This is a genomic window from Thauera carbonicopians (genome assembly GCF_025699485.1).
In the GTDB taxonomy this organism is placed as follows: domain Bacteria; phylum Pseudomonadota; class Gammaproteobacteria; order Burkholderiales; family Rhodocyclaceae; genus Thauera.
Window position 1 is genome coordinate 14,781 of the sequence record NZ_JANUXN010000014.1, and the last position, 18,925, is coordinate 33,705.

An 18,925-nucleotide genomic window follows, 5' to 3' on the forward strand; every position below is an offset into this window, starting at 1 on the left:
TCATCTGTGGTTATTCGAGGTTCGCGAACGCCCCTTCCTCGCGCAGCCCTTCGCGCTTGGGTGACAGGAAGATGCCGTCCCTGATCTGCGCGGCGTTGCGCAGCTTGGTCCGGTAGGCCTGCTGGAAGGACAGGGCGTTGAAGGCGAAGGCGGGGTTCTGGCGGCTGAAGCGCTGGGCCAGGGTGATGGCCTCTTGCTGCGTCTCCCGGTCGCCCGCCATCGTGGCGGCCACCCACATGTTCAGGATCTCCGAGCGCCGGGCCTGCAGCCTGGCCTCCCGCCCCTTCACCGCGGCACGGCCCTCGTACATCTCGGCCATCCGTGACGGCTGGAAGCCCATGGCCGTACCCACGATCTCCGCCGGCGTCAGATCGATGCCCAGATCGTCGCCGCGCCACGAGCGCACGCCTTCATCGCTGAAGCGGTAGGCCTTGAGCGGAGCGCTGATGAACTTCGGCATCATCGACTCCACACCCCGGGCGAACTTGCCTTCCTCGAAGGCCTGCATCGCCGTGCCCATCTGCCCGGCGTAGCCTGCCACCGGCCCGAGCAGCGTCAGCATCCAGGCCTCGACCAGATCGCGGCCCTCGGCTTCCTTGTTCGGCGCCCGCAGCCACAGATCGCCCAGCCCCACGCGAGAGGCCATATCGACGTTGAGCAGCATGCGCATCGGGCCGTGGGCGATGGCTTCTCCCACCTTCACGCCAAACACGTCGGCCAGCATCTTCCGGTACTCGGTCTCCCACTCCCACGGATCGTCCTCGTCGCCCATGCCCAGCGCCAGCAGGGACAGCAGCGGCGTGATGCCGAAGATGCCCAGCGGCAGCCCCAACGTGCCGGCCGCGGTGAAGTGCATCGCCGCCACCCCGAGCAGCATGCGCCGGGCCTCGCGCTTCACCTGCGGGCTCTCGCCCTTGAGCGCCTGGTAGGCGTTGCGCCACAGCAGGTAGGTCATCTGCTGGCTGTACTGCTTGAACATCGTGATGACGCGGGTGAAGTTGCCCTGCATGAAGCGGGCGCGGTTCGATGCCGAGTAATCGAAGTGCGTGCGGATCAGGGCATTGCGCGCTGCCTCGACTGCATCGGCATGGGCCTGCCCCTTGTCGCGGGCCAGCCGATAGGTCGCCAGGGCCGATACCTGCCGGTTGAAGACCTCGGGAACATGGAAGGTCCAGCCGACGATCTTCATCGCCCGGTTGATCGCGAAGGCGCGCTTGCTCACCGTGCTGTCGGTGTTGGCGGTACCGGCCAAGTCCTGCGCCTGCGTCAGGTTGATGAGCCCCATGTTCTCCAGCTCGCGGATCGCCTTCTGCTCGTCGGCCGAGAGATTCGGGTTGCCTTGCATGACGAAGCCGGACCACTTCTCCCACCTGCCGCCGAAGTAGTCCTTGCTCGCCTTCGTCATCGCCGCGCTGGCCTTGCCGAAGCCGTAGCGGGCACCCAGCCAGGGCAGGGTCACGAACGGCGTCTGCGTCAGATTCACCAAGCCGCTGGCGATCGAGCCGCCCAGCGACATCACGAAGCCCACCTGGCCGGCCGCGGCGGCGACCGGATGCGTGTTCGGGTTCAGCAGCAGATCGAGCCGGCGCGTCAGTTCATTGACCACCTGCTGCTGTTCGGTCGTGTCGCCGCCCGCTTCGCGGATATCCTTCTGCATCTCGTCGATCAGCAGCGAGAGCTCGTGTGCGTGCTGGATCTTGGCGATGTGGTGGCCGGCGTGCTGCATGCTGGCCGCGAAGGCGCGCATCGCATCCGAACTGAAGCCCGGTACGCCCTTGCGGTGGCGGAAGTGCCGGCGGTAGCTCGAATCCGGCAGCGTGCCGATGGCCAACTGGTTCAGGTTGTCCATCAGGTTGGCTTTCTCGGCCGCAGGCAGGTCCAGGGCGTTGATCCGCTCCAGCACGTCGCCGACGAACTGTCCGGCCGCACCGTCGCGCGTGGCGGAGTACTGCGCCTTGTGGGTGGCCTTCACCGTCCAGCCGGTGGCGCGCAGCTGGCGCATGCGCATCTCGCGCCTGGCGCTGGATTCGAAGGTCTCGACCATGCGCTCCTTGCCCTTGTCGGCGATCAGCACCAGGTCGCCGAAGCGGGCCAGCGGGAAGTACGGCCCGTCCTTCAGGTAGTTGTCGAACTCGAGGCGAATCTGCGCCGCCACCCGGGCGCCGTTCGTGCCGGCCATCTCGGCCCGGTTCGCCAGGCCGTCGCGGATCGAGCTCAGCGTGTCGCGGTAGGTGTCGCGCACCTCGCGATAGATGTCCTTCGCGGTGTTGGGCAGGCTGTCCCACAGCCGCATCATCTCGGCCTGCTCGGCATTGAACTCGCCGCCCTGCCGCTGGGCATCCGGATCGAACTGCGCCAGGGTAGCGCGGTGCATCAGGTCGGACATGCGGTCGGAGACTTCCGAGGGCAACTGCCGCCACTGCTCGATCAGGTTGTCCGCGCGTTCGGCGGTGCGCTGGCGCACGGTGTCCATCTGCCGCACGACGTCGTCGAAGCGCTTCACGCCCGGCATCGCATCACCCCAGATGTCGGTGATCTGGTCGCGGGTCAGCGCCCCCATCGCCCAGCCGCGGTTCGAGCGCAGGGCATGGGCAAGCCATTCGCCCACGGTGAGCCGTTGCGGAGGCGGCGCGCTGTCGGTGGCGGTGTAGGGCGATGCCTCTTCGCGCATGGCGATGGAGCGCAGGCCGCTGTCCATGAAGTCGCGCGCGGCCTCGACGCCGGATTCCGACAGCGCCAGCCCGTCGGCCTGCACCACGTCCTTGAAGATGCCCTCGCGCATCAGGAAGTCGAAATGCGCCGCATGGCCGTTCTCGGGCAGCACCAGGAAGCGGCTGCCGCCGCTGCCGGTTTCTCGTGCGGCCCGGCGGACCACCGCCTTCAGGCGTGCGATCCCGACCTTGCTGCGATCCTTCAGCAGCGCCGCCGGCAGGTCGACCAGCAATTGCACACGCAGACGCCGATCGGTGGTGATGATGGTGGCGTGGCCGTTCTGGACCTGCAGGATCTTCCCCATCATCGCCACGTCCTTCGGGCGCGACAGCTTCACGCCGAGCAGTTCGTGCTCGAGCTCGGGGCGGCTCTTGAAGTCGATGCCCGCCAGCTCCGGCGCCTTGATGGTCTCGGCACGGCCGCGCGCGTCGATCACCGAATACTCGTTGTGGTCGATCACGACGTGGCCCCGGAAGGCCTCGGGGTGCGTCTCTGCCAGCCGGGTGGTGATGCTGATGTCGGCCCCGGATGGCGCCGCGTGGCCGCTCGGGTGGTTGTGCAGGATGTAGAAGCCATCAGCGCCGAAGCGCGCCATGTTCTCGCGCAGGCTGTCATCGAACACATCGACCGGCGGCAGTGCCACGGCGGCGGGCATGCGCGACGTTACCCCGGTCTCGCCGACGATGCGGCCGTCCTTCACGAAGAAGGTGCGGAAGGTCTCGAAGCGGGGATCGCGATACACCTGTGCCAGGCTGGCCAGGTCGGCCGGGCCGTCGATGCGCAGGCCGGTCAGCTGGTTGGCGCGTCCGGCGGTGAATCCTTCGTAGAGTGCGGAGCCGAGTACGGTGGGCTGGCTTCCGTCAGGACCACGGCGCCGGGCAGCACTTGCACCGATGATCCGTCGCTGAAGGTCTGCGAGTGCAGAGCGTCCGGTGCTGCGCTGGGCGTCGGTGGTGTCGGGGCGGGTGTCGATGTGGGGGTAAGGGTCGGGCGTGGCATTCGTGGCCTCCTGTCGCGGGGTGGCTGCTTCCGGCGCGGTGGTTGTGTCGATGAGTCGGGCATTCGCGCCAGCGCGCCAGAGGGCACCTTCGGCATCCGGGCGATGGGAGTACTGGCCGAAGAGCGAGCCGTCCGGGCGCAGGACCTGGAAGCGGGGGGCGGGCGCCTGTGCAGTCGCCGGTGCAGTTGCCGGGCTTTCAGCGGGCAGGGCCGCGGACAGCTTGCCGCGGATGAAATCGTCCAGTTCCTGCCAGGTCTTTCCCGCGTGGCGCTTCGCGATCACGTTCGGGGCGCCGGCCTTCGTTGCCCAGCCGGCGCGGGCGGCGATCTGCTGGCGCTGTTCCGCAGGCATCGCATTCCAGCGCGCGGCCGGCGAGGTGTGGACCGTCTGATTCGCTGCCGCTGGCTGCGGATTGGCCTGCATCGCCTGCGTCAGCCGGTTCTGCAGCTCGCCGCTCAACTGCCGCCAGGGTCGGGCCGGCACGTTGCCGCGCTGCACCGGGTTCAGGCCGGCGAGGTTTGCCACCGCCTGGCGTTCGGCCGGGGCCATCGTGGCCCACAACTCGCCGGCGGCTGTGGTGCTCAGTTCTGCCGGCGTCTGCTGCGTGCTTGAGGCGGCCGCGGTCAGGGTGTCACCGCTGCCGGATGCTGTTGCGCGGCGTGTCAGTTCGGCCTGTGCGGCTTCCTTCCAGCCGGCTTGCCCGTTGCTTGCCAAGTACTGCAGTTGGTCGGCGGTGCGTCCGGACACGTCGGGCAGCGCGCTTTGTGTCTGCGTGGCGGTCGTTTCCACAGCCGGCTGCGGCGCGGTATCCGCCCAACCCCATCCGGTGTCCGGGCTTTGCGGCTGGAAACGTGCGACGGCGGCGCGCTGCTCAGAGGTCAGGGATTCGGCCGGTGCGATCCCGAAGCCCGTGCCGTCGGCGTTCGGCACCACCATCACCGCGCTGCCGTCCTCGCTCATCCATCCGGCCAGGCGCTGGGCATTCTCCAGCGGGATGGGGGCTTGCTGTTGTGTGAAGGCCGCGAACTCGCCGAAGTCGGGCGACGGCAGCATATCGGTATCGCCGCCTTCGCTGTCGGTCTCGATGGCGGCGGCCTGTGACATCGGGCCGGCTGCCATCGGCGCTTCGGCTGGGAGCGCTGCGCCGCTATCCACGGCCAGCGCCGCCGCAGCGGACATCGGACCGGCGTTCGGATCGAGGCCCATCAGTTCGGACGGTAGCGGGGCGGGGGTGTCGGGAGTGGGCGCCTGCGGAGTGTCCATCGTATGGACACCCTCGATGGTGGCCTGGCCCGCGCCATCCGGGGCAACAGCCGGCGCAGTGTTCGCCTGCCTATCCTGCTGTGTCGCCTGTCCGGTGGGCGCGCGTGCCGCCTCAACGTCGAAGATGCCCCCATCGGGCTGGGTAGCGCGTGCGCCCCGGGTCGGCCCCACGACCGCACCCCCCAGACCGAGGATGCCTTCGGCCGCGGCATTCAGGGCCACGTCTTCCAGCAGGCGCTGATCGGGCAGGGCGCGGCGGATACCGACGTTCGAGGCCAACTGCTCGACCGCGCCCTGGGTGGCTTCGTCCGCCACGCCGATGGCGGCATTCGCGAGGCGGCCACGGGCCGGTGCCACGCGCGCCGCCATGCCTTCCAGACCGTACTTGCCACCGACCGCGCCGATTGCACCTGCGGCCAGAATCTCGGGTGCGTTCCGGCTGAAGCTGCTGCCGATCTGCGCCTTCGCGTCAGCTTCGCTCATCGTCTGCCGCAGGCGGGCATATTCGGGGCTCGATGCCTGCAGCTCGGTATCGGGCGTGCCGTCGATCTTCTCGTGGATGTTGCCGCGCACTTCACCTGCCGACAGGCCACCGGCCAGGCCCATCGTCGTGCCGGTGCGTACGGCGGCATTTGTTCCCTGCAGCGCCTTGCCGACGGCGCCGAACGGGCCGAGGTTGCCGGCCACTTCCGCGGCGGTGCCGATCGGGTCTTCGGTGATGGCGTGCTTGAGGTAGATGCCGGCCTTGTCCAGCTCGCCATCCGCATTCGCGAGATTCCGGCTCAAGTTGGCACGCTGGGCCCTCTTCCAGTCGGATTGCGACTGATGCCCGGACTCGATGAATCCCTCGATGGCCTTGGACGGTGCGGAGCCGGGCGCGACCAGATCGACGCCAGCTTTCGCCAGCCCGGCGGCCGCATTGGCGGTGTCGATCATGAAGTCGTTCGAGTAGGCGAAGGCATTGCGCTTCGGCTCGGGCGGGGCGAGGTCGGCGAACAGCGAATCGGCACTGCTGCTGCTCGTCCCGCTGGTGCCGCCCGAGGCCTGCCGGGCCGGTGCCAGATCGGAAAAGAGGTCGTCGGCGTTCATCACTTCAGATCCCCGAACGACAGCCCGAACTCACCGAGGCGGGCCATCACCGCATCGCGGTCGTAGCCCATCTCGATCGCCCGGCGGGCGGATTGGAGGGCGGCGTCGCGGCTCACGCCTTGTGGCAAGCCCCTGGGGGCGGTGCGCGGCTGAACGACAGTCGCGGTGCCGTCGCGGTTCAGCACCAGCGGTACGCGGCGGGTGCCGGCCATGGCGTTACCGGGATCAAGCGCTTCCTCGTTGTAGATGACCTTCTGCTCGGCGTCGCTCTCCGGCTTCAGGATGCCGGCGGCGATCGCCTGTGCGCGTGCTCGGCTGATCGCGGTCTGATCGGTGGATCCTGCCGTGTCGAGTAGTCCCTGCCGCGCTTGGCGAACGAATGCGGCATCCGTCATTTTTCCGCTGTGTTCGGCCTGGTCCATGCCGAGGCGTTGTTGATCGAAGCCCACGCGTTGCGCGTCGAGCCCGAGGCGCTGGCGGGATAGATCGGCGTCGGTAACCATGCGCTGCTGATTCAGCGCGTTCTGCTGCTGCCCGGCGATCAACTGTGCCGCCACCTGCCGGCCGCTGCGGCTGGGGCCGGTGAGCAGGCTGCGGGTGGTCTCGTCCTGCGACGCCTGGCGCGACAGTGCGCCGCCGGCATTGAAGTTGGCCCCATCGCGGATCGCCGTTGTCTCGCCGCGAATCGCGTTCGCCCTGGCCATGCGTTCGTTGGCGAGGTTCAGGTCGACGCCTTGCGTGTAGTTCTGCGGCAGCGCATTGCTGCCGTCGCCGGAGAATTCCATCACGCCATTGGCGCCGCGTTGGGCGGTGATGCCTGTGCCGCGAACCTGCTGCTCGGCGTTGTAGTAGTCGAGCGCTGGCCCGTTGGCGCGACGCAAGCCGCCGGGCGCTTCCTGCTGCCACGCCTGCCGATAGGCGTCGCCGGCATCGTTGCGTTGCTGCTGGCTCATATGGCTGAACGAATTTCCTGCGACTTCCTGTGCTGGCCCGGCTGATGCCGCGCCGGCGGCACCGAAGGTGCGTTCTTGTGCCCCTTGTGCCGAGGGGGGCGATACGGTCCTGGCGAATTTGGCTACCCCCATCTCCCGGCCGGGTTCGGCAAGATCCTGGCCTTGAACTCTGAGCCCCATGCCGGGGGATTGAAGTTCGCCGAATCGCCGCGTCACTGCCTCGGGAATCGCAGGTTCAATGGAGCGTGCGAACCGCGGCAATTGTGGCTCTCTGGACGTCACCTGGCCGTAGGTCACGCCCGTCCAGCTCGATCGTTCCTCCTTTGGCGGGACCGTTCTGCGGAAATTACTAGGCGGCGGGGCGCTGAGCTGAGTTTGGGGCAGGACCATTCTGTGGGAATTGCCGGGCGGGGGAGCGGTGAGCTGGGGTGTTACGTCCGGGGCGGCGCTGTACGAGCTGCCCATCCGTTGCACCCCGGGCGCGCCGGGCACCGACCGCGGCTTCGTTGAACTGGCCGCCTCGTTGCGAGGCTTGTCATCCATGGGTTCTTCGTAGTCGCCTAGCATGTAATTCTCCTTGTCGTGGTCAGGCGTGGGATTTGTTCAGCTCTGCACGCGCGGCCAGGATTTCCCGGCGCAGACTGCAGTCATGGGCGGGCGGCTCTTGGGCAGCGATCTTGCGCAAGTCCGCGATGCGAGCGGCTTCCTGATCGGCAGCTTGCGTGTGCAGAACGCTCGGCTTTGGAGCCGGCGCCTGTTCCAGCTCTGCCGGCTTCAGCTCGATGACTCGGCGCCCAGCGATCCATTCGATGCGCTTCTCAAGCAGATCAAGCGAGCGGGCATAGACGCGCACCTTCCCATGGCCTTCCAGCGTGGCCGTGAGGCGATGCGTGCCGTCGAGTTTCTGATCCGAGATGAAGTTGATGTGGCAGTCCTGGGCACTGCTCCATAGGTCGGGGCGCAGCTCGAGGGCGATGCGCCAGTCCATGATCGCGATGCCAGAAGCGGCAATGCTTTGTGCGGCGTAGGTCTGGGATTTCATGCACGCGGCTCCTGTTTGGCATGCAGGCTGGCGACGAATCGAGTTGCATCCGAGTACTCGAAGAGTCGGGCAATGATTTCGGCGATGAGCCGGGCGGCGAACAGGCGAACCTCGCCGGTGAGCAGGCCGCTCTTGTCGAGGCGTATCAACTGAGCGGGGAAATGGCGATCCTCGTAGCGGATGCCCTCGCTTTCTGCGCGGCGGACGAGCTCCATCAGGTGGAGCTCATCGATGCTGGATTCCATGCGTACCTCGCTGCGTACCGGGTTGCGTACCTCGTCCGCTGGATCGCCGGCCGGCACCGGGCCGTTCTCCTGCTGGTCGTGTTCGGCGATCAGCAGGGCCAGTTCATCGTCCGGGAGCAGGGCCATGGCCGCTTCCGCAGTGCGGTACAGCGCGACGGCTTGCGTGCGCAGTGCCTCGACCATTTCCCAGCCGGCAGGGCGTTTGTCGGTGATCGCCTCCAGGATGCGATCGAGCAGGGCGTTGGTTTCCTCGCTGGGATTGCATTCGGTTGCGACCATCAGGCGGGTGAGCAGGGCGGCTTTGTCGCCGATCCAGACCGGGGGCGGAGCTTCGTTGCAGGTGTGGTGAGTCATGGTCAATTCCTTGTGATTCGATGGATTCAAAATCGGGCCTGTAGCGGGTTTTGGGTGGTGCGGTATGCGTCGATTTCATCGGCACCTACGGCCCGGCAGGCATGTTCCCGGCGACCTTTGCGTTCATGCCTCAAACCCTTTATGTCGGGTCGGCTGGTTCTGGGCGCTTCCGCTCTCGCGCGGCGACACACCGTCGTAGTCGGTGAAGCGCATCAGCGCGCCGTCGATCTCGAGCAGACAGTCACCGGTCGGGCCGTTGCGGTTCTTGCGCAGCAGCAGCTCGACCTTGCCTCGCCATTCGGGGGCGTCGCGGTACTGGCTTTCGCGGTGGAGCATCAGCACGATGTCTGCGTCCTGCTCGATCTCGCCCGAGTCCCGGAGGTCGGCCAGGGTCGGACGCTTGTCCGGGCGGTTCTCGCTGGCGCGGTTGATCTGGGCCAGGGCGATCACCGGCACGCGCAGTTCCTTCGCCAGCGCCTTCAGGCCGCGCGAGATGCTGCCGACCTCCTGGGTGCGGTTGTCGCCGGTGCCGCGCATGAGCTGCAGGTAGTCGATGACGATCAGCCCCAGCCCTTCGGTGCGCTGGATGCGGCGGGCCTTCGCGCGGATGTAGGGCACGGTCACGGCCGGGCGGTCATCGACGAACATCGGCCAGGCGGCCGAGGCGGTGATGGCGTCGGACATCTGGTCCCAGTCGTCGTGGTTGCTGGTGCCGGCGCGCATTGCCTGCACGCTCACATGGCTGCGTGCAGCCAGGATGCGGGCCGCGATCTCGCGGCGGGTCATCTCCAGCGTGCAGAACAGCGTCGGTGTTCCGGCTGCCGCGGCGTGGGCAGCGATGTTGCAGGCGGCGATCGTCTTGCCGGCGCCGGGGCGCGCCGCCACGATCACGAGTTGCCCGGGCTCGAAGCCGCCGGTCATCTCGTCCAGGCGGCGGAAGCCCGTCGCCAGGCCGGCGATCTGCCCGCCACGGCCCCGGCGGTCTTCCACGTCCTGCAGCACTTCAAGCATCGCGTGGTGCAGGCGCACCGGATCGCTCTCGCTGCGGTCGATCAGCTTCAGCATCCGGGCTTCGAGTTCGGCGGCGATCTCGGCCGGGTCGCGGCTGTCGCCGGCTGCACATGCGCTCTGCAGGTCGGTGGCCAGTTGCTGCAGGCCGCGCAGCGTCGAGCGCTGGCGGATGATCTCGGCGTAGCGCCGCGCGTTCGCTGCCGACAGGCTGGCATTGGCGAGCTCGGCGAGGTAGGTCAGCCCGCCGGTGCGCTCGGCTTCTCCGGTGGCGGTGAGCGCATCGGCGACGGTCACCACATCGACCGGCTTGCCGGCATCGTGCTGCGCCTTGGCGGCGGCGAAGATCCGGCGGTGATCGTCGCGGTAGAAGTCGGCCGGCCGGACAGCGCCTTCGATGCGGTCGAGCACCGCGGAGCCGTGCATCAGGATCGCACCGAGCAGGCCTTGTTCGGCTTCGAGCGAATGCGGGGGCATGGGCGGGGGCGGCATCATCGGGGCGTTCATGCGGCCTCCCGGTGGGTGCGCCTATTCGCCTCGGCGGCGCGACGGGCAAGTTCGCCTTCCGTCGTCAGGGTCAGGGTGCCGTCACCGCCAGCGCGCCAGAGCTTGTACCAGTTGTTCCGCACTGCGTTGCGGAAGGTCTGCGGCCAATCGGCATACCGCTTCGCATTGCCCCGGTAGCGGTTTGCGAACTCGATCCAGGCAAGGTGCAACCACTCATCGGGAATGCCGGCGCCTTCTGCCCATCCGAAAATCGGATCGTCTTCAGCGATGAGCTTTTCCCCGGCGGCCTTCTTGCGTTCGGCGAACGTGTCGAAGGTGATGGGCTGCCTCTTCGACTTCGAAGCCGCAGGCGGGGGAGTGTGTTCACTTACCTTGGTCTGTTCATTGGTATGTTCACTGGTCTGTTCTTTGCGTGTAGCCGAATAGGCTACGGGTGGGGTAGCCGAACGGGCTACGGGCAAGCGTGTAGCCGAAGGGGCAACCGTAGCCGAAGGGGCAACCGTAGCCGAAGGGGCAACGGTAGTAGATTCGGAAACAGTAGCCGGTTCGGCTACCGTTTCATCGCCCAAAAATTCGGGGACGGTGATGGTGTAGCGGGTGGCTTTCGAATGTCCGCCCTTACCCTCTTTCGATATCCATCCGAGCCGTTCGAGCGCAGAGGTCGCACTGGAAATATTACTGAGATGCATACCGCAGCGCGCCGCGATTTCACCTCGCGACGGCCACACCACGTCCGTGTTCTTTCCCCTGAACGAGAACAGCACACCAAGCACCCGGGTCTGCTCCAGGGTCAGGCGCTTGTCACGCCACACCTCGATCGGGACGATGCTGAACACGCTGTTCATGAGCGAGCTCCGAACGGCCGCCCGGACGCACCGCGCCTGTCTTCGGTGGCATCCCGATAGTCGGCCATGATCTGCAGCATGGACTCGTCGTCGAAGTCGTGCAGAAAGGCCCAGCAACGGCCGTTCCTGCCCCAGACGACGGCTGGCGCTTCGAGCTGGATCGAGAGGTGGTAAGGGCCGCGGATGTGCCAGTAGCTGACAGGCTCGTGGAATTGCTTCCGCAGTTCCGGCATGGCCGGGTAAGCACCGCCGACACGATCGAAGTCACGGTCTCCGTGGATCTGTACGTTCGAGCGGCGACGCGGGCCGCTGTAGGGCGTGCGGTTCATCATGCTGCACACCTCCTGCCCTTCCGGTACAGGGCCGCGGCAGCGCGTGTCGGGCCGTCCTGCAGGTCGAGCAGGTATTCGGCCACGGTGCGTCCGTTCTCGATCACCTCGCGGCTGATGATTGCCCAGCCGTCATCACGCAGAAAGCGGACGTACGCGGCCAGGCGCCACGAAGGTTTGAAACCGGACTGCCGAATGGGGCCGGCGACCAGTGCCAGCAGAGCCGATTCCCGAATGCTGTTCGGCTTCGGGAATACCGGGGCGTGGATGGTGGTGGTGGTGGCTGAGCCTTTGCGTTGAGCACCAGGGGCGGTAGAATCGACGTGCTCGTTCCGCTTTGCTTTGCCGACTTCGCCCGCCTGCCCGCGGGCGTTGTCTTTTTCGGGGGGCGCCATGCTTACACCCCCTTGGCCATCTGCAGCAGCTTGGCCCTGGCGCGGCGCTCGCGGGCCTTGGCGCTCTCCAGCTCGCGATATTCCGGCGCCGTGGCAACCATCATTGCCGCCCACTGCGGGGAGTTCTTTTCGAGGTACGTCCCGGGGCTGGCCTGATGGCGGAACTCCCGATAGGCGTCACGCAATGCCTCTTTGCAGCGCGCAGTGTGTTCAGCCGCTTCGGCGTACTTGATGGCCTGGATAGCCAGGTCTTTGAGGGAATGGCTCATCGCTTCCCCCTTACGCAGCAGACTGCTGAGCGGTCAGGCTCGCGAGATACTCACGGATCGCGCCGACCTGCCAGCGGGTGGTCTTAGGGCCGACCTTTACGGGGGAGGGGAGGTCTCCGGCCTTCGCTTTGCGCCAGATGGTATTGCGGCTGCAGCCAAGGACGCCGGCTACTGTCTTGTCATCTACCAGGCCGGATGCTGGCAGGTTGTCGAAGTGGGAAACAGATGGTTTGAGAGTGGCAGGGGTTTGCATTGTTCGCCTCTAGGTAACGCCGCTCGGGGCGGCATGGGGCGAACGATGCAGGCTGAGCCATATTTATGGACGGGATGTTTTTACCGCGTTTCCTTGGTTTTCTTCCCGGTGGATTTTCGGTAGGGACGTACTGAGTCACGGTCCAGCCCTTGGATGTTGAGGCATACACCGGTAATCGCTGCCACGCTGTCATCCAGCGGACTGCCGTAATGTTCCTTCATGAACTCGCTGAGTCGGCGGGTCAGGTATGGGCGGAAGTATTGGCCCCCGCGGGCTGGTTGCTTGATTTCGTCATCGATTGTTTTTTCCGCCTGGATGGCTTCTTCAAACAGATCCAGTAATTCGAGCAGAGACGTACGCTCTGCCGTCTCTGCCCAGAAGATCAGACGCTCAATCAGGGGGGCGTCACGTCTTGCAGAGCCCCACGAGTCGGCAGCTCTTCTACCTTCGACGAGATCGGAAGACAGAGGAAGAGGTGGGTACATGCGTTCTGATATATCGATTTCATCGTCTAGCATTTCTCGGTGAAGAATCGCCTTCTCACCCAATATGTGAGCTATAAGATTTTGCTGTACAGCCATTGCTCGCGGTGATGTCTTGATCGCGTTGGCAAGTGTTCGAGTAGCTTGAATGACTTTATCTAGCTCTCTTTTTTTATTGGCTGGTGACCGAGCTGAGGCGATTTGTTGAGAAAAATCCAGGCAGGCTTTTGCGATCGTGCGCCACAGTAAAATCGGCATGTCCCCGGTACTGGCCGCGCTGGAGTGGTCGGTGCTGACTCTTCTCCAGATCTCGCGCATGTTTTCATTAGAAAGCAATCTATTCAGTATTGCAGCCAGTTTGATGTATGTTCTTTCTTCATCCAAATAGCACTGAGGGTGATTGGTGAAGAATTCATTAAGCCACTTTCCCGGACCGGTGGAGTGATATTCAAATTCGCGTCTAGACCGTGTTGCTTCCTGACGGAGTTTTTCGAATTCGCAGACCAAGGCTGATGGCGCCCATTTGGGGAAATCCATAGCGTTACCCGTTCACCACGCTGGGAAACTGAATGATCCTCGCGCCCTCCTGCAGCGCATCCAGGTAGTCCGCCCACGCCTGCATCATCGCCCTGCGTTCGGCCATGAACTGCGCGTGATGACTGTATGCAGCGAAGACTTGCTTGCGCTCGCGGTGGGCGAGTTGCTTGTCGATGACGTCGGGCCGGTAGCCCAGCTCCAGCAGCGCACCGGTGGCGGTGGCGCGGAAGCCGGCGCCGGTCACTTCCTGCGCCTGGTAGCCCATGGCGCGCAATGCGCTGTTGATGGTGCCGTCGCTGATCGGGCGGCCTTGGCCGTTGCGGTTGGGGAAGAGCAGGTCGCGGCCGCCGGAGTGGTCGTGCAGCTCGCGCAGGATCTCCACCGCCTGGCGGGACAGCGGCACGATGTGTTCCTCGCGCATCTTCATGCCAGTGAGTCCGCGGCTGCGGTCGCGTTCGGCCGGCACGGTCCATACGCCGGCCTCGAGGTCGAATTCGGGCCATTGGGCGCAGCGCAGCTCCCCCGGCCGGACGAAGGTCAGCACCAGCAGGCGGATGGCCAGCTTGATCGGTTGGGAGATGCGCACGGCGTCCAGGCGGATGAAGAACTCGCGCAGATCGGCCGCGCGAAGGGCAGGGCGCCGCTGCTCCGTGTGCGTCTTGACCGCCTTGTGCAGGCCTTCGGCGGGGTTGCTCTTGGCGAGGCCATTGGCGATGGCGTAGATGTAGATTTCGCCGATGCGGGCGCGAACGCGCTTGAGCATGTCGGTGGCGCCCTTGGCTTCGACCTTGCGCAGCAGCTCCAGGATCTCGACCGGCTGCACGGCGGTGATGGGCTTGTCGCCAATGTGCGGGAAGACGTGCAGTTCGAGCGCCCGAATGGCTGCGTTCGCGGTGCCTTCCGTGCGATCAGTCTTCCAGCCCTTCCACCAGGCCCGGGCGACCGCCTCGAACGAATTCTCCGCTGCGACCTTGGCGGCGCGCTTCGCTTCCTTCTTGGCCGCGCCAGGATCGACGCCGGCGGCCAGTTGCTCGCGTGCGGCCGCCAGTGCCTTGCGTGCCGCCGCCAGGCTCACCTCGGGGTACTTGCCCAGCGCAAGCAGCTTCTCCTTTCCCTGGAAGCGGTACTTGAAGCGCCAGAGCTTCGAGCCGGCGGGCTGCACGAGCAGGAAGAGGCCGCGCTCGTCGGCGAGCTTGTAGGGCTTTTCCTGTGGTTTTGCCTGCTTGATGGCGGTGTCGGTCAGGGCCATACCGGTGCCTCGTGGGGGTATTTTTCTGGGGGTACGGGGGTATGTTCTCGATGTACCCCCACAGATACCCCCCAAAATCGGGTATTGGTATGGTGCCGTATGGTGCAAACGGGTGCAACAAAAAACCCGCGAGGCCAGTGGCTACGCGGGTTTCTGGTGCTTCCGGGTGCTGCTTGGTGCTTTGAAGTGGTCCCGTCACCAGGAATCGAACCTGGATCTGGCGCTTAGGAGGCGCCCGTTCTATCCATTGAACTATGACGAGCCGACGAACCGCGCATTCTAGCCGTTCGGCGGCGGCTCACCAAGAGGGCCGGTCGTTTTGCGCAGTGGCGGCAGCAGGAAGTCCTGCGGGCGGCGAGCGAGGCGCTGCAGCAGCATCCGGCCCAGGCTGCGGCCCTGGGCGAAGCTGATGCGGCGGGCGCGCATGGCGACGGTCAGGGTCAGCGTGAAACTGACGACCAGGTTGACCAGGCCGATCAGCAGCACGCCGGACAGCGCCAGCATTGCCATTTGCCAGGACAGCGCGAAGTCGAGCGCTGCCGAAGCGTAGCCCAGGTAGGCCGAGGAAAAGGCGATGTGGCGGATGTCGAGCGGCAGCCCGAACAGCACACCCAGCGCGGTCGTGCCGCCCAGCAGGAAGCCGAAGAAAAAGTTGCCGGCCAGGGCGCCCAGATTGTTCTCGATGTAGCCGGCGATTCGCTGCATCCGGGCCTCGCCGAGCAAGTGACGTGGCCATCGCAACTGCAGCAGGCGCTCCGGTATACGGTAGTAGGCGCAGAGATTGTCGTAGTAGCCCGCGATCAGGCCCGACAGGAACAGGCACACGCCTGCGACGGCGGCAAAGAACAGCGCGCCGCTGCGCGGGTCGATTTCTGCAAGCAGATGATGCGCCTTGTCCGGATCGACGAAATGCGCACCCGTCGCGTAGTGGATGGCCGTGCCGACCAGGATCGCCATCGGAATGGCGGTGCCGAGGTTGCCAAGGATCGCGGCAAGCTGGCTGCGAACCGTGCGTGCGATCAGGTCTGCAAGGGCCTCGAGGTCGCGCGTGCTGCCGCGCGCTTCACCGATCGAGGCGGCGATGGCGTTGGCGGTCATCGCGGGCTGCTTGGTGGCCACGGTGCCGCCAAGGATGTGGATCAGGGCGAAGCCGAGCCCGTAGTTCAGGCAGAAGGCCAGGGCGGCGTTCAGCGGTGCCAGGCCTTGCGCGCCCAGCACGACCTTCATTCCCGCCATCAAGGCGATGATGACGCCGCCGAGCATGGCCGAACGAAGAATGCCGAAGTACTCGCTGCGTGTGCTGGTGATGTATTTCTCGCCGGTCTTGCTGGCGCTTTCGGTCATGCGCAGCGACAGGATCTCGACGTTCTGGCTCCAGTAGTCGGTCAGGTTGTTCTTGCGGCATTCCGCCCACACCAGGGTCTTGAACAGGCCTACCGCACGCGGTGCGACGTCGGCCAGCATGCGGCGCTTGCGCAATTCGTTCAGCATCGACACCAGTTCGTCGATGCGGTCGAGGTGCTGGCGCAAGCGCTCGAGCTTGAAGGTCAGTGTCAGGCTGGTACCGAGCTTGGTCGCGCGCTTGCGCACCCGCTGCAGCACTTCGTCGCACTGGCCTAGCATCACGGTCAGATGGAGATCGTCGGTGACGAGCGCGCCGGGGGTGGTCCACCAGTCGCTGTAGTGGTCGATATACACCAACAGTTCGGCGTTCTGCGCCAGGAAGGGCGATTCGTATTCCTCCAGGTTCGGATCGATGCGAACCAGCTCCGGGTCCAGGCCGATGGCCGACACGTGGTAGGACAGCACCCGGAGCGATTCGAGAATCTCGCCCACTGCCGGCGGCAGCGGGCCTGCATCCTCTTCGGCCATCGGCTGCTCATCGCCGACCAGGACCACGATCAGATCCAGCCAGACTTCGTCGCTGACGCCGTTGACCCAGATTTCGTCGTCGCTGCGGTGGAACACGATCGACAGCAGATCCTTGAGATAGCTCGTGTCGCGTACTTCGGGCAGCAGGCGGTGCGAGATGCGGTTCGCCGTTTCGGTGAAGAAGCCGGTGGAGGGGAGCAGGCCGGAGGAGACGTAGAGTGACACCTGCTTGCGCTCGGCAAACAGCCGCATGAGCGCCGCGCGTACCTGGGCAAGCAGTTCCGGCCGGCGAGCAAGGCAGTGCGTCAGGGTGCGGAGATTTTCGGTGGCCTTGTCGATCTGGGTTGCATGCCGTGGCCGTAGACGGTCGACCAATGCTACCCACAGGGCAACCGGATCTCCATCAGTGTTGGCAAAGCGTTGAAGAATATCTTCCATCAAGTGTTTCCTGCATGGCGGTCACGGCCGGACGGCGCTGCATTATCGGGCAAAGTGCCCGAACTGCGAGCGGGCGGCTAGAATCCGGGATTGTCTGCTGCTGGCCGGGACCCGGCCGATTTCACGCCATGCCTCTGTTGTCCGTAGAAAACGCCAGTCTTGCCTTCGGCCATGTCGACCTGCTCGACAAGATTTCCTTCCAGCTCGACGCCGGTGAACGTGTGGCGCTGATCGGGCGCAACGGCTCGGGCAAGTCCAGCTTGCTGCGGGCAGTGGCCGGCCAGGCCGCGCTGGACGACGGCGTCGTGTGGCGTGAAACCGGGCTGGTGACGGCCTATGTGCCACAGGAGGCCGACTTCGATCTCGAGCGCGACGTGTTTGCGACCGTGGCCGACGGCCTGGGCAACGCCGCCCGCCTGCTGGTCGACTACCATGCCGCGATGATGGCGGTGGCCGAGCACGCGACACCCGAGGCATTGGCGAGGCTCGATACGCTCCAGCACGAGGTCGAAGCAGCCGACGGCTGGCGTCTCAACCAGCGTGTCGAGCACATGCTCGCCCGGCTCGGACTGGATGCGGGCGCCAAAGTTTCCAGCCTGTCGGGCGGCGGGGTCAAGCGCGTGTCGCTGGCGCGTGCGCTGGTGGCCGAGCCGGATCTGCTGCTGCTCGACGAGCCGACCAACCATCTCGATCTCGACGGCATCCTCTGGCTCGAGGGCCTGATCCGCGAGTTCCGCGGCGCGGTCATCGTCATCACCCACGACCGCGTGTTTCTCGACAGCATCGCGACCCGCATCATCGAGCTCGATCGCGGCCGGCTGGCGAGTTATCCGGGGCGCTTTGCCGACTACCAGCGGCGCAAGGCCGAAGAGCTGGAAGCCGAGGAAAAGGCCGCGGCGCGCTTCGACAAGTTCCTGGCGCAGGAAGAGGTCTGGATCCGCAAGGGCGTGGAGGCGAGGCGCACGCGCAACGAGGGCAGGGTGCGCCGTCTCGAAACCTTGCGCCGCGAGCGCGCCGTGCGCCGCGACCGATTGGGCGACGTCAGCCTGGCCGTCGACCGCGGCGAAAAGAGCGGCCAGATGGTGGCCGAGCTGGAACACGTCTCGAAGCGGTATGGCGATCGTGTGGTGGTGCGCGATTTCTCCACCCGCATCATGCGCGGCGACCGGATCGGTTTCATCGGCGCCAACGGTGCGGGCAAGACGACCCTGCTCAAGCTGATCCTCGGCGAGATCGAAGCCGACGAAGGTACGGTGCGGCGTGGCACCCGCCAGACCGTGGCCTATTTCGACCAGTTGCGCGCGCAGCTCGATCCCGAGCTGCCGCTGACCGAGGTCATCAGCCCGGGTTCCGACTTCGTCGAGATCGGCGGCGAGAAGAAGCACGTCATCGGCTACCTCGGCGACTTCCTGTTCGCGCCGCAGCGTGCGCGCTCCCCGGTCAAGTCGCTGTCCGGCGGCGAGCGCAACCGTCTATTGCTGGCACGGCTGTTCGCCCGCCCGGCCAACGTCATGGTGCTGGACGAGCCGACCAACGATCTCGACATCGAGACGCTGGATCTGCTCGAGGACCTGCTGGCCGGCTACGACGGCACGCTCTTTCTCGTCAGCCACGACCGCGCCTTCCTCGACAACGTCGTCACTCAGGTGATCGCTGCGGAAGGCGACGGCCGCTGGGGCGAATATGCCGGCGGTTATGCCGACTGGCAGCGGGTGCAGGCGGCGCGGGAGGAGGAGCAGGCCCGGCGCGACAGCGCGAAACGGGCGGCGCTTGCCACTGCCGACAAGCAGCGGGCAGCCGAAGCCAGGCCGGAGGGCGGGGCGGCCAAGCGCCCGGCGAAGATGTCCTTCAACGACAAACGCGAACTGGAGGCGCTGCCGGACCGGATCGCAGCGCTGGAGGACGAGCAGACGGCCCTGCATGCGCGCATGGCCGATCCCGCGCTGTACCAGCAGGCGCCGCAGGAAGTGGCGCAGATCAAGGCCCGCCTCGACGCGCTCGAAGCCGAGATCGAGGTCGCCATGCTGCGTTGGGAAGAACTGGAATCACGTGCCGCATCCTGACGATCGAGTGCGCTACGCGG

At 65.9% G+C, this 18,925-nt stretch carries 14 protein-coding genes and 1 tRNA gene; 1 reads left to right on the forward strand and 14 read right to left on the reverse strand.

What is annotated here, in order from left to right:
• Positions 1-10: 10 nt before the first annotated feature.
• From NX068_RS15705 to NX068_RS15770, 14 genes are all read right to left on the reverse strand, one after another.
• Complete coding sequence (locus NX068_RS15705; RefSeq protein WP_263462196.1) at positions 11-6,064, reverse strand: PLxRFG domain-containing protein; 6,054 nt, start codon at positions 6,062-6,064, stop codon at positions 11-13.
• Positions 6,064-7,314, reverse strand: coding sequence for a hypothetical protein (locus tag NX068_RS15710; RefSeq protein ID WP_263462197.1), 1,251 nt, complete (start codon positions 7,312-7,314; stop codon positions 6,064-6,066). The genes NX068_RS15705 and NX068_RS15710 overlap by 1 nt, the downstream gene beginning before the upstream one ends.
• 289 nt (positions 7,315-7,603) lie before the next feature.
• On the reverse strand, positions 7,604-8,059 hold the full coding sequence (locus NX068_RS15715) for a hypothetical protein (protein WP_263462198.1): 456 nt from the start codon (positions 8,057-8,059) through the stop codon (positions 7,604-7,606).
• Positions 8,056-8,658 (reverse strand): hypothetical protein, encoded by a 603-nt coding sequence (locus NX068_RS15720; protein WP_263462199.1) that lies wholly within the window; start codon positions 8,656-8,658, stop codon positions 8,056-8,058. The genes NX068_RS15715 and NX068_RS15720 overlap by 4 nt, the downstream gene beginning before the upstream one ends.
• 123 nt (positions 8,659-8,781) lie before the next feature.
• On the reverse strand, positions 8,782-10,173 hold the full coding sequence (gene dnaB, locus NX068_RS15725; RefSeq protein ID WP_263462200.1) for a replicative DNA helicase: 1,392 nt from the start codon (positions 10,171-10,173) through the stop codon (positions 8,782-8,784).
• Positions 10,170-11,018: a helix-turn-helix domain-containing protein gene (locus NX068_RS15730; protein ID WP_263462201.1), complete on the reverse strand. Its 849-nt coding sequence runs from the start codon at positions 11,016-11,018 to the stop codon at positions 10,170-10,172. Before NX068_RS15730 ends, dnaB begins: the two co-directional genes overlap by 4 nt.
• Complete coding sequence (locus NX068_RS15735; protein ID WP_263462202.1) at positions 11,015-11,350, reverse strand: hypothetical protein; 336 nt, start codon at positions 11,348-11,350, stop codon at positions 11,015-11,017. Before NX068_RS15735 ends, NX068_RS15730 begins: the two co-directional genes overlap by 4 nt.
• The gene (locus tag NX068_RS15740; protein WP_263462203.1) at positions 11,347-11,742 is read right to left on the reverse strand and encodes a hypothetical protein; all 396 of its coding nucleotides are present in this window, start codon (positions 11,740-11,742) and stop codon (positions 11,347-11,349) included. The genes NX068_RS15735 and NX068_RS15740 overlap by 4 nt, the downstream gene beginning before the upstream one ends.
• Positions 11,743-11,744: 2 nt before the next feature.
• Positions 11,745-12,011: a hypothetical protein gene (locus tag NX068_RS15745; RefSeq protein ID WP_263462204.1), complete on the reverse strand. Its 267-nt coding sequence runs from the start codon at positions 12,009-12,011 to the stop codon at positions 11,745-11,747.
• Between the two features lie 10 nt (positions 12,012-12,021).
• On the reverse strand, positions 12,022-12,264 hold the full coding sequence (locus tag NX068_RS15750) for a helix-turn-helix transcriptional regulator (protein ID WP_263462205.1): 243 nt from the start codon (positions 12,262-12,264) through the stop codon (positions 12,022-12,024).
• 80 nt (positions 12,265-12,344) lie between these two features.
• Complete coding sequence (locus tag NX068_RS15755) at positions 12,345-13,283, reverse strand: hypothetical protein (RefSeq protein ID WP_263462206.1); 939 nt, start codon at positions 13,281-13,283, stop codon at positions 12,345-12,347.
• A 4-nt stretch (positions 13,284-13,287) separates the two neighbouring features.
• Positions 13,288-14,532: a tyrosine-type recombinase/integrase gene (locus tag NX068_RS15760; RefSeq protein WP_263462207.1), complete on the reverse strand. Its 1,245-nt coding sequence runs from the start codon at positions 14,530-14,532 to the stop codon at positions 13,288-13,290.
• Positions 14,533-14,719: 187 nt separating this feature from the next.
• Positions 14,720-14,794: transfer RNA gene (locus tag NX068_RS15765), tRNA-Arg, on the reverse strand.
• 17 nt (positions 14,795-14,811) lie between these two features.
• A complete protein-coding gene (locus NX068_RS15770) occupies positions 14,812-16,842 on the reverse strand; it encodes a site-specific recombinase (RefSeq protein WP_263462208.1) in 2,031 nt (676 codons plus the stop codon).
• Positions 16,843-16,970: 128 nt separating this feature from the next.
• Between NX068_RS15770 and NX068_RS15775 the strand changes: the two genes are divergently transcribed.
• Complete coding sequence (locus NX068_RS15775; RefSeq protein ID WP_263462209.1) at positions 16,971-18,905, forward strand: ATP-binding cassette domain-containing protein; 1,935 nt, start codon at positions 16,971-16,973, stop codon at positions 18,903-18,905.
• Positions 18,906-18,925: the final 20 nt, after the last annotated feature.

Coding starts and splice junctions, on each gene's coding strand:
- NX068_RS15740 (WP_263462203.1), bottom strand. CDS start 11,742: ATGGCGCCCCCCGAAAAAGACAACGCCCGCGGGCAGGCGGGCGAAGTC.
- NX068_RS15775 (WP_263462209.1), top strand. CDS start 16,971: ATGCCTCTGTTGTCCGTAGAAAACGCCAGTCTTGCCTTCGGCCATGTC.
- NX068_RS15720 (WP_263462199.1), bottom strand. CDS start 8,658: ATGACTCACCACACCTGCAACGAAGCTCCGCCCCCGGTCTGGATCGGC.
- NX068_RS15735 (WP_263462202.1), bottom strand. CDS start 11,350: ATGATGAACCGCACGCCCTACAGCGGCCCGCGTCGCCGCTCGAACGTA.
- NX068_RS15705 (WP_263462196.1), bottom strand. CDS start 6,064: ATGAACGCCGACGACCTCTTTTCCGATCTGGCACCGGCCCGGCAGGCC.
- NX068_RS15750 (WP_263462205.1), bottom strand. CDS start 12,264: ATGCAAACCCCTGCCACTCTCAAACCATCTGTTTCCCACTTCGACAAC.
- NX068_RS15730 (WP_263462201.1), bottom strand. CDS start 11,018: ATGAACAGCGTGTTCAGCATCGTCCCGATCGAGGTGTGGCGTGACAAG.
- dnaB (WP_263462200.1), bottom strand. CDS start 10,173: ATGAACGCCCCGATGATGCCGCCCCCGCCCATGCCCCCGCATTCGCTC.
- NX068_RS15715 (WP_263462198.1), bottom strand. CDS start 8,059: ATGAAATCCCAGACCTACGCCGCACAAAGCATTGCCGCTTCTGGCATC.
- NX068_RS15770 (WP_263462208.1), bottom strand. CDS start 16,842: ATGGAAGATATTCTTCAACGCTTTGCCAACACTGATGGAGATCCGGTT.
- NX068_RS15745 (WP_263462204.1), bottom strand. CDS start 12,011: ATGAGCCATTCCCTCAAAGACCTGGCTATCCAGGCCATCAAGTACGCC.
- NX068_RS15755 (WP_263462206.1), bottom strand. CDS start 13,283: ATGGATTTCCCCAAATGGGCGCCATCAGCCTTGGTCTGCGAATTCGAA.
- NX068_RS15760 (WP_263462207.1), bottom strand. CDS start 14,532: ATGGCCCTGACCGACACCGCCATCAAGCAGGCAAAACCACAGGAAAAG.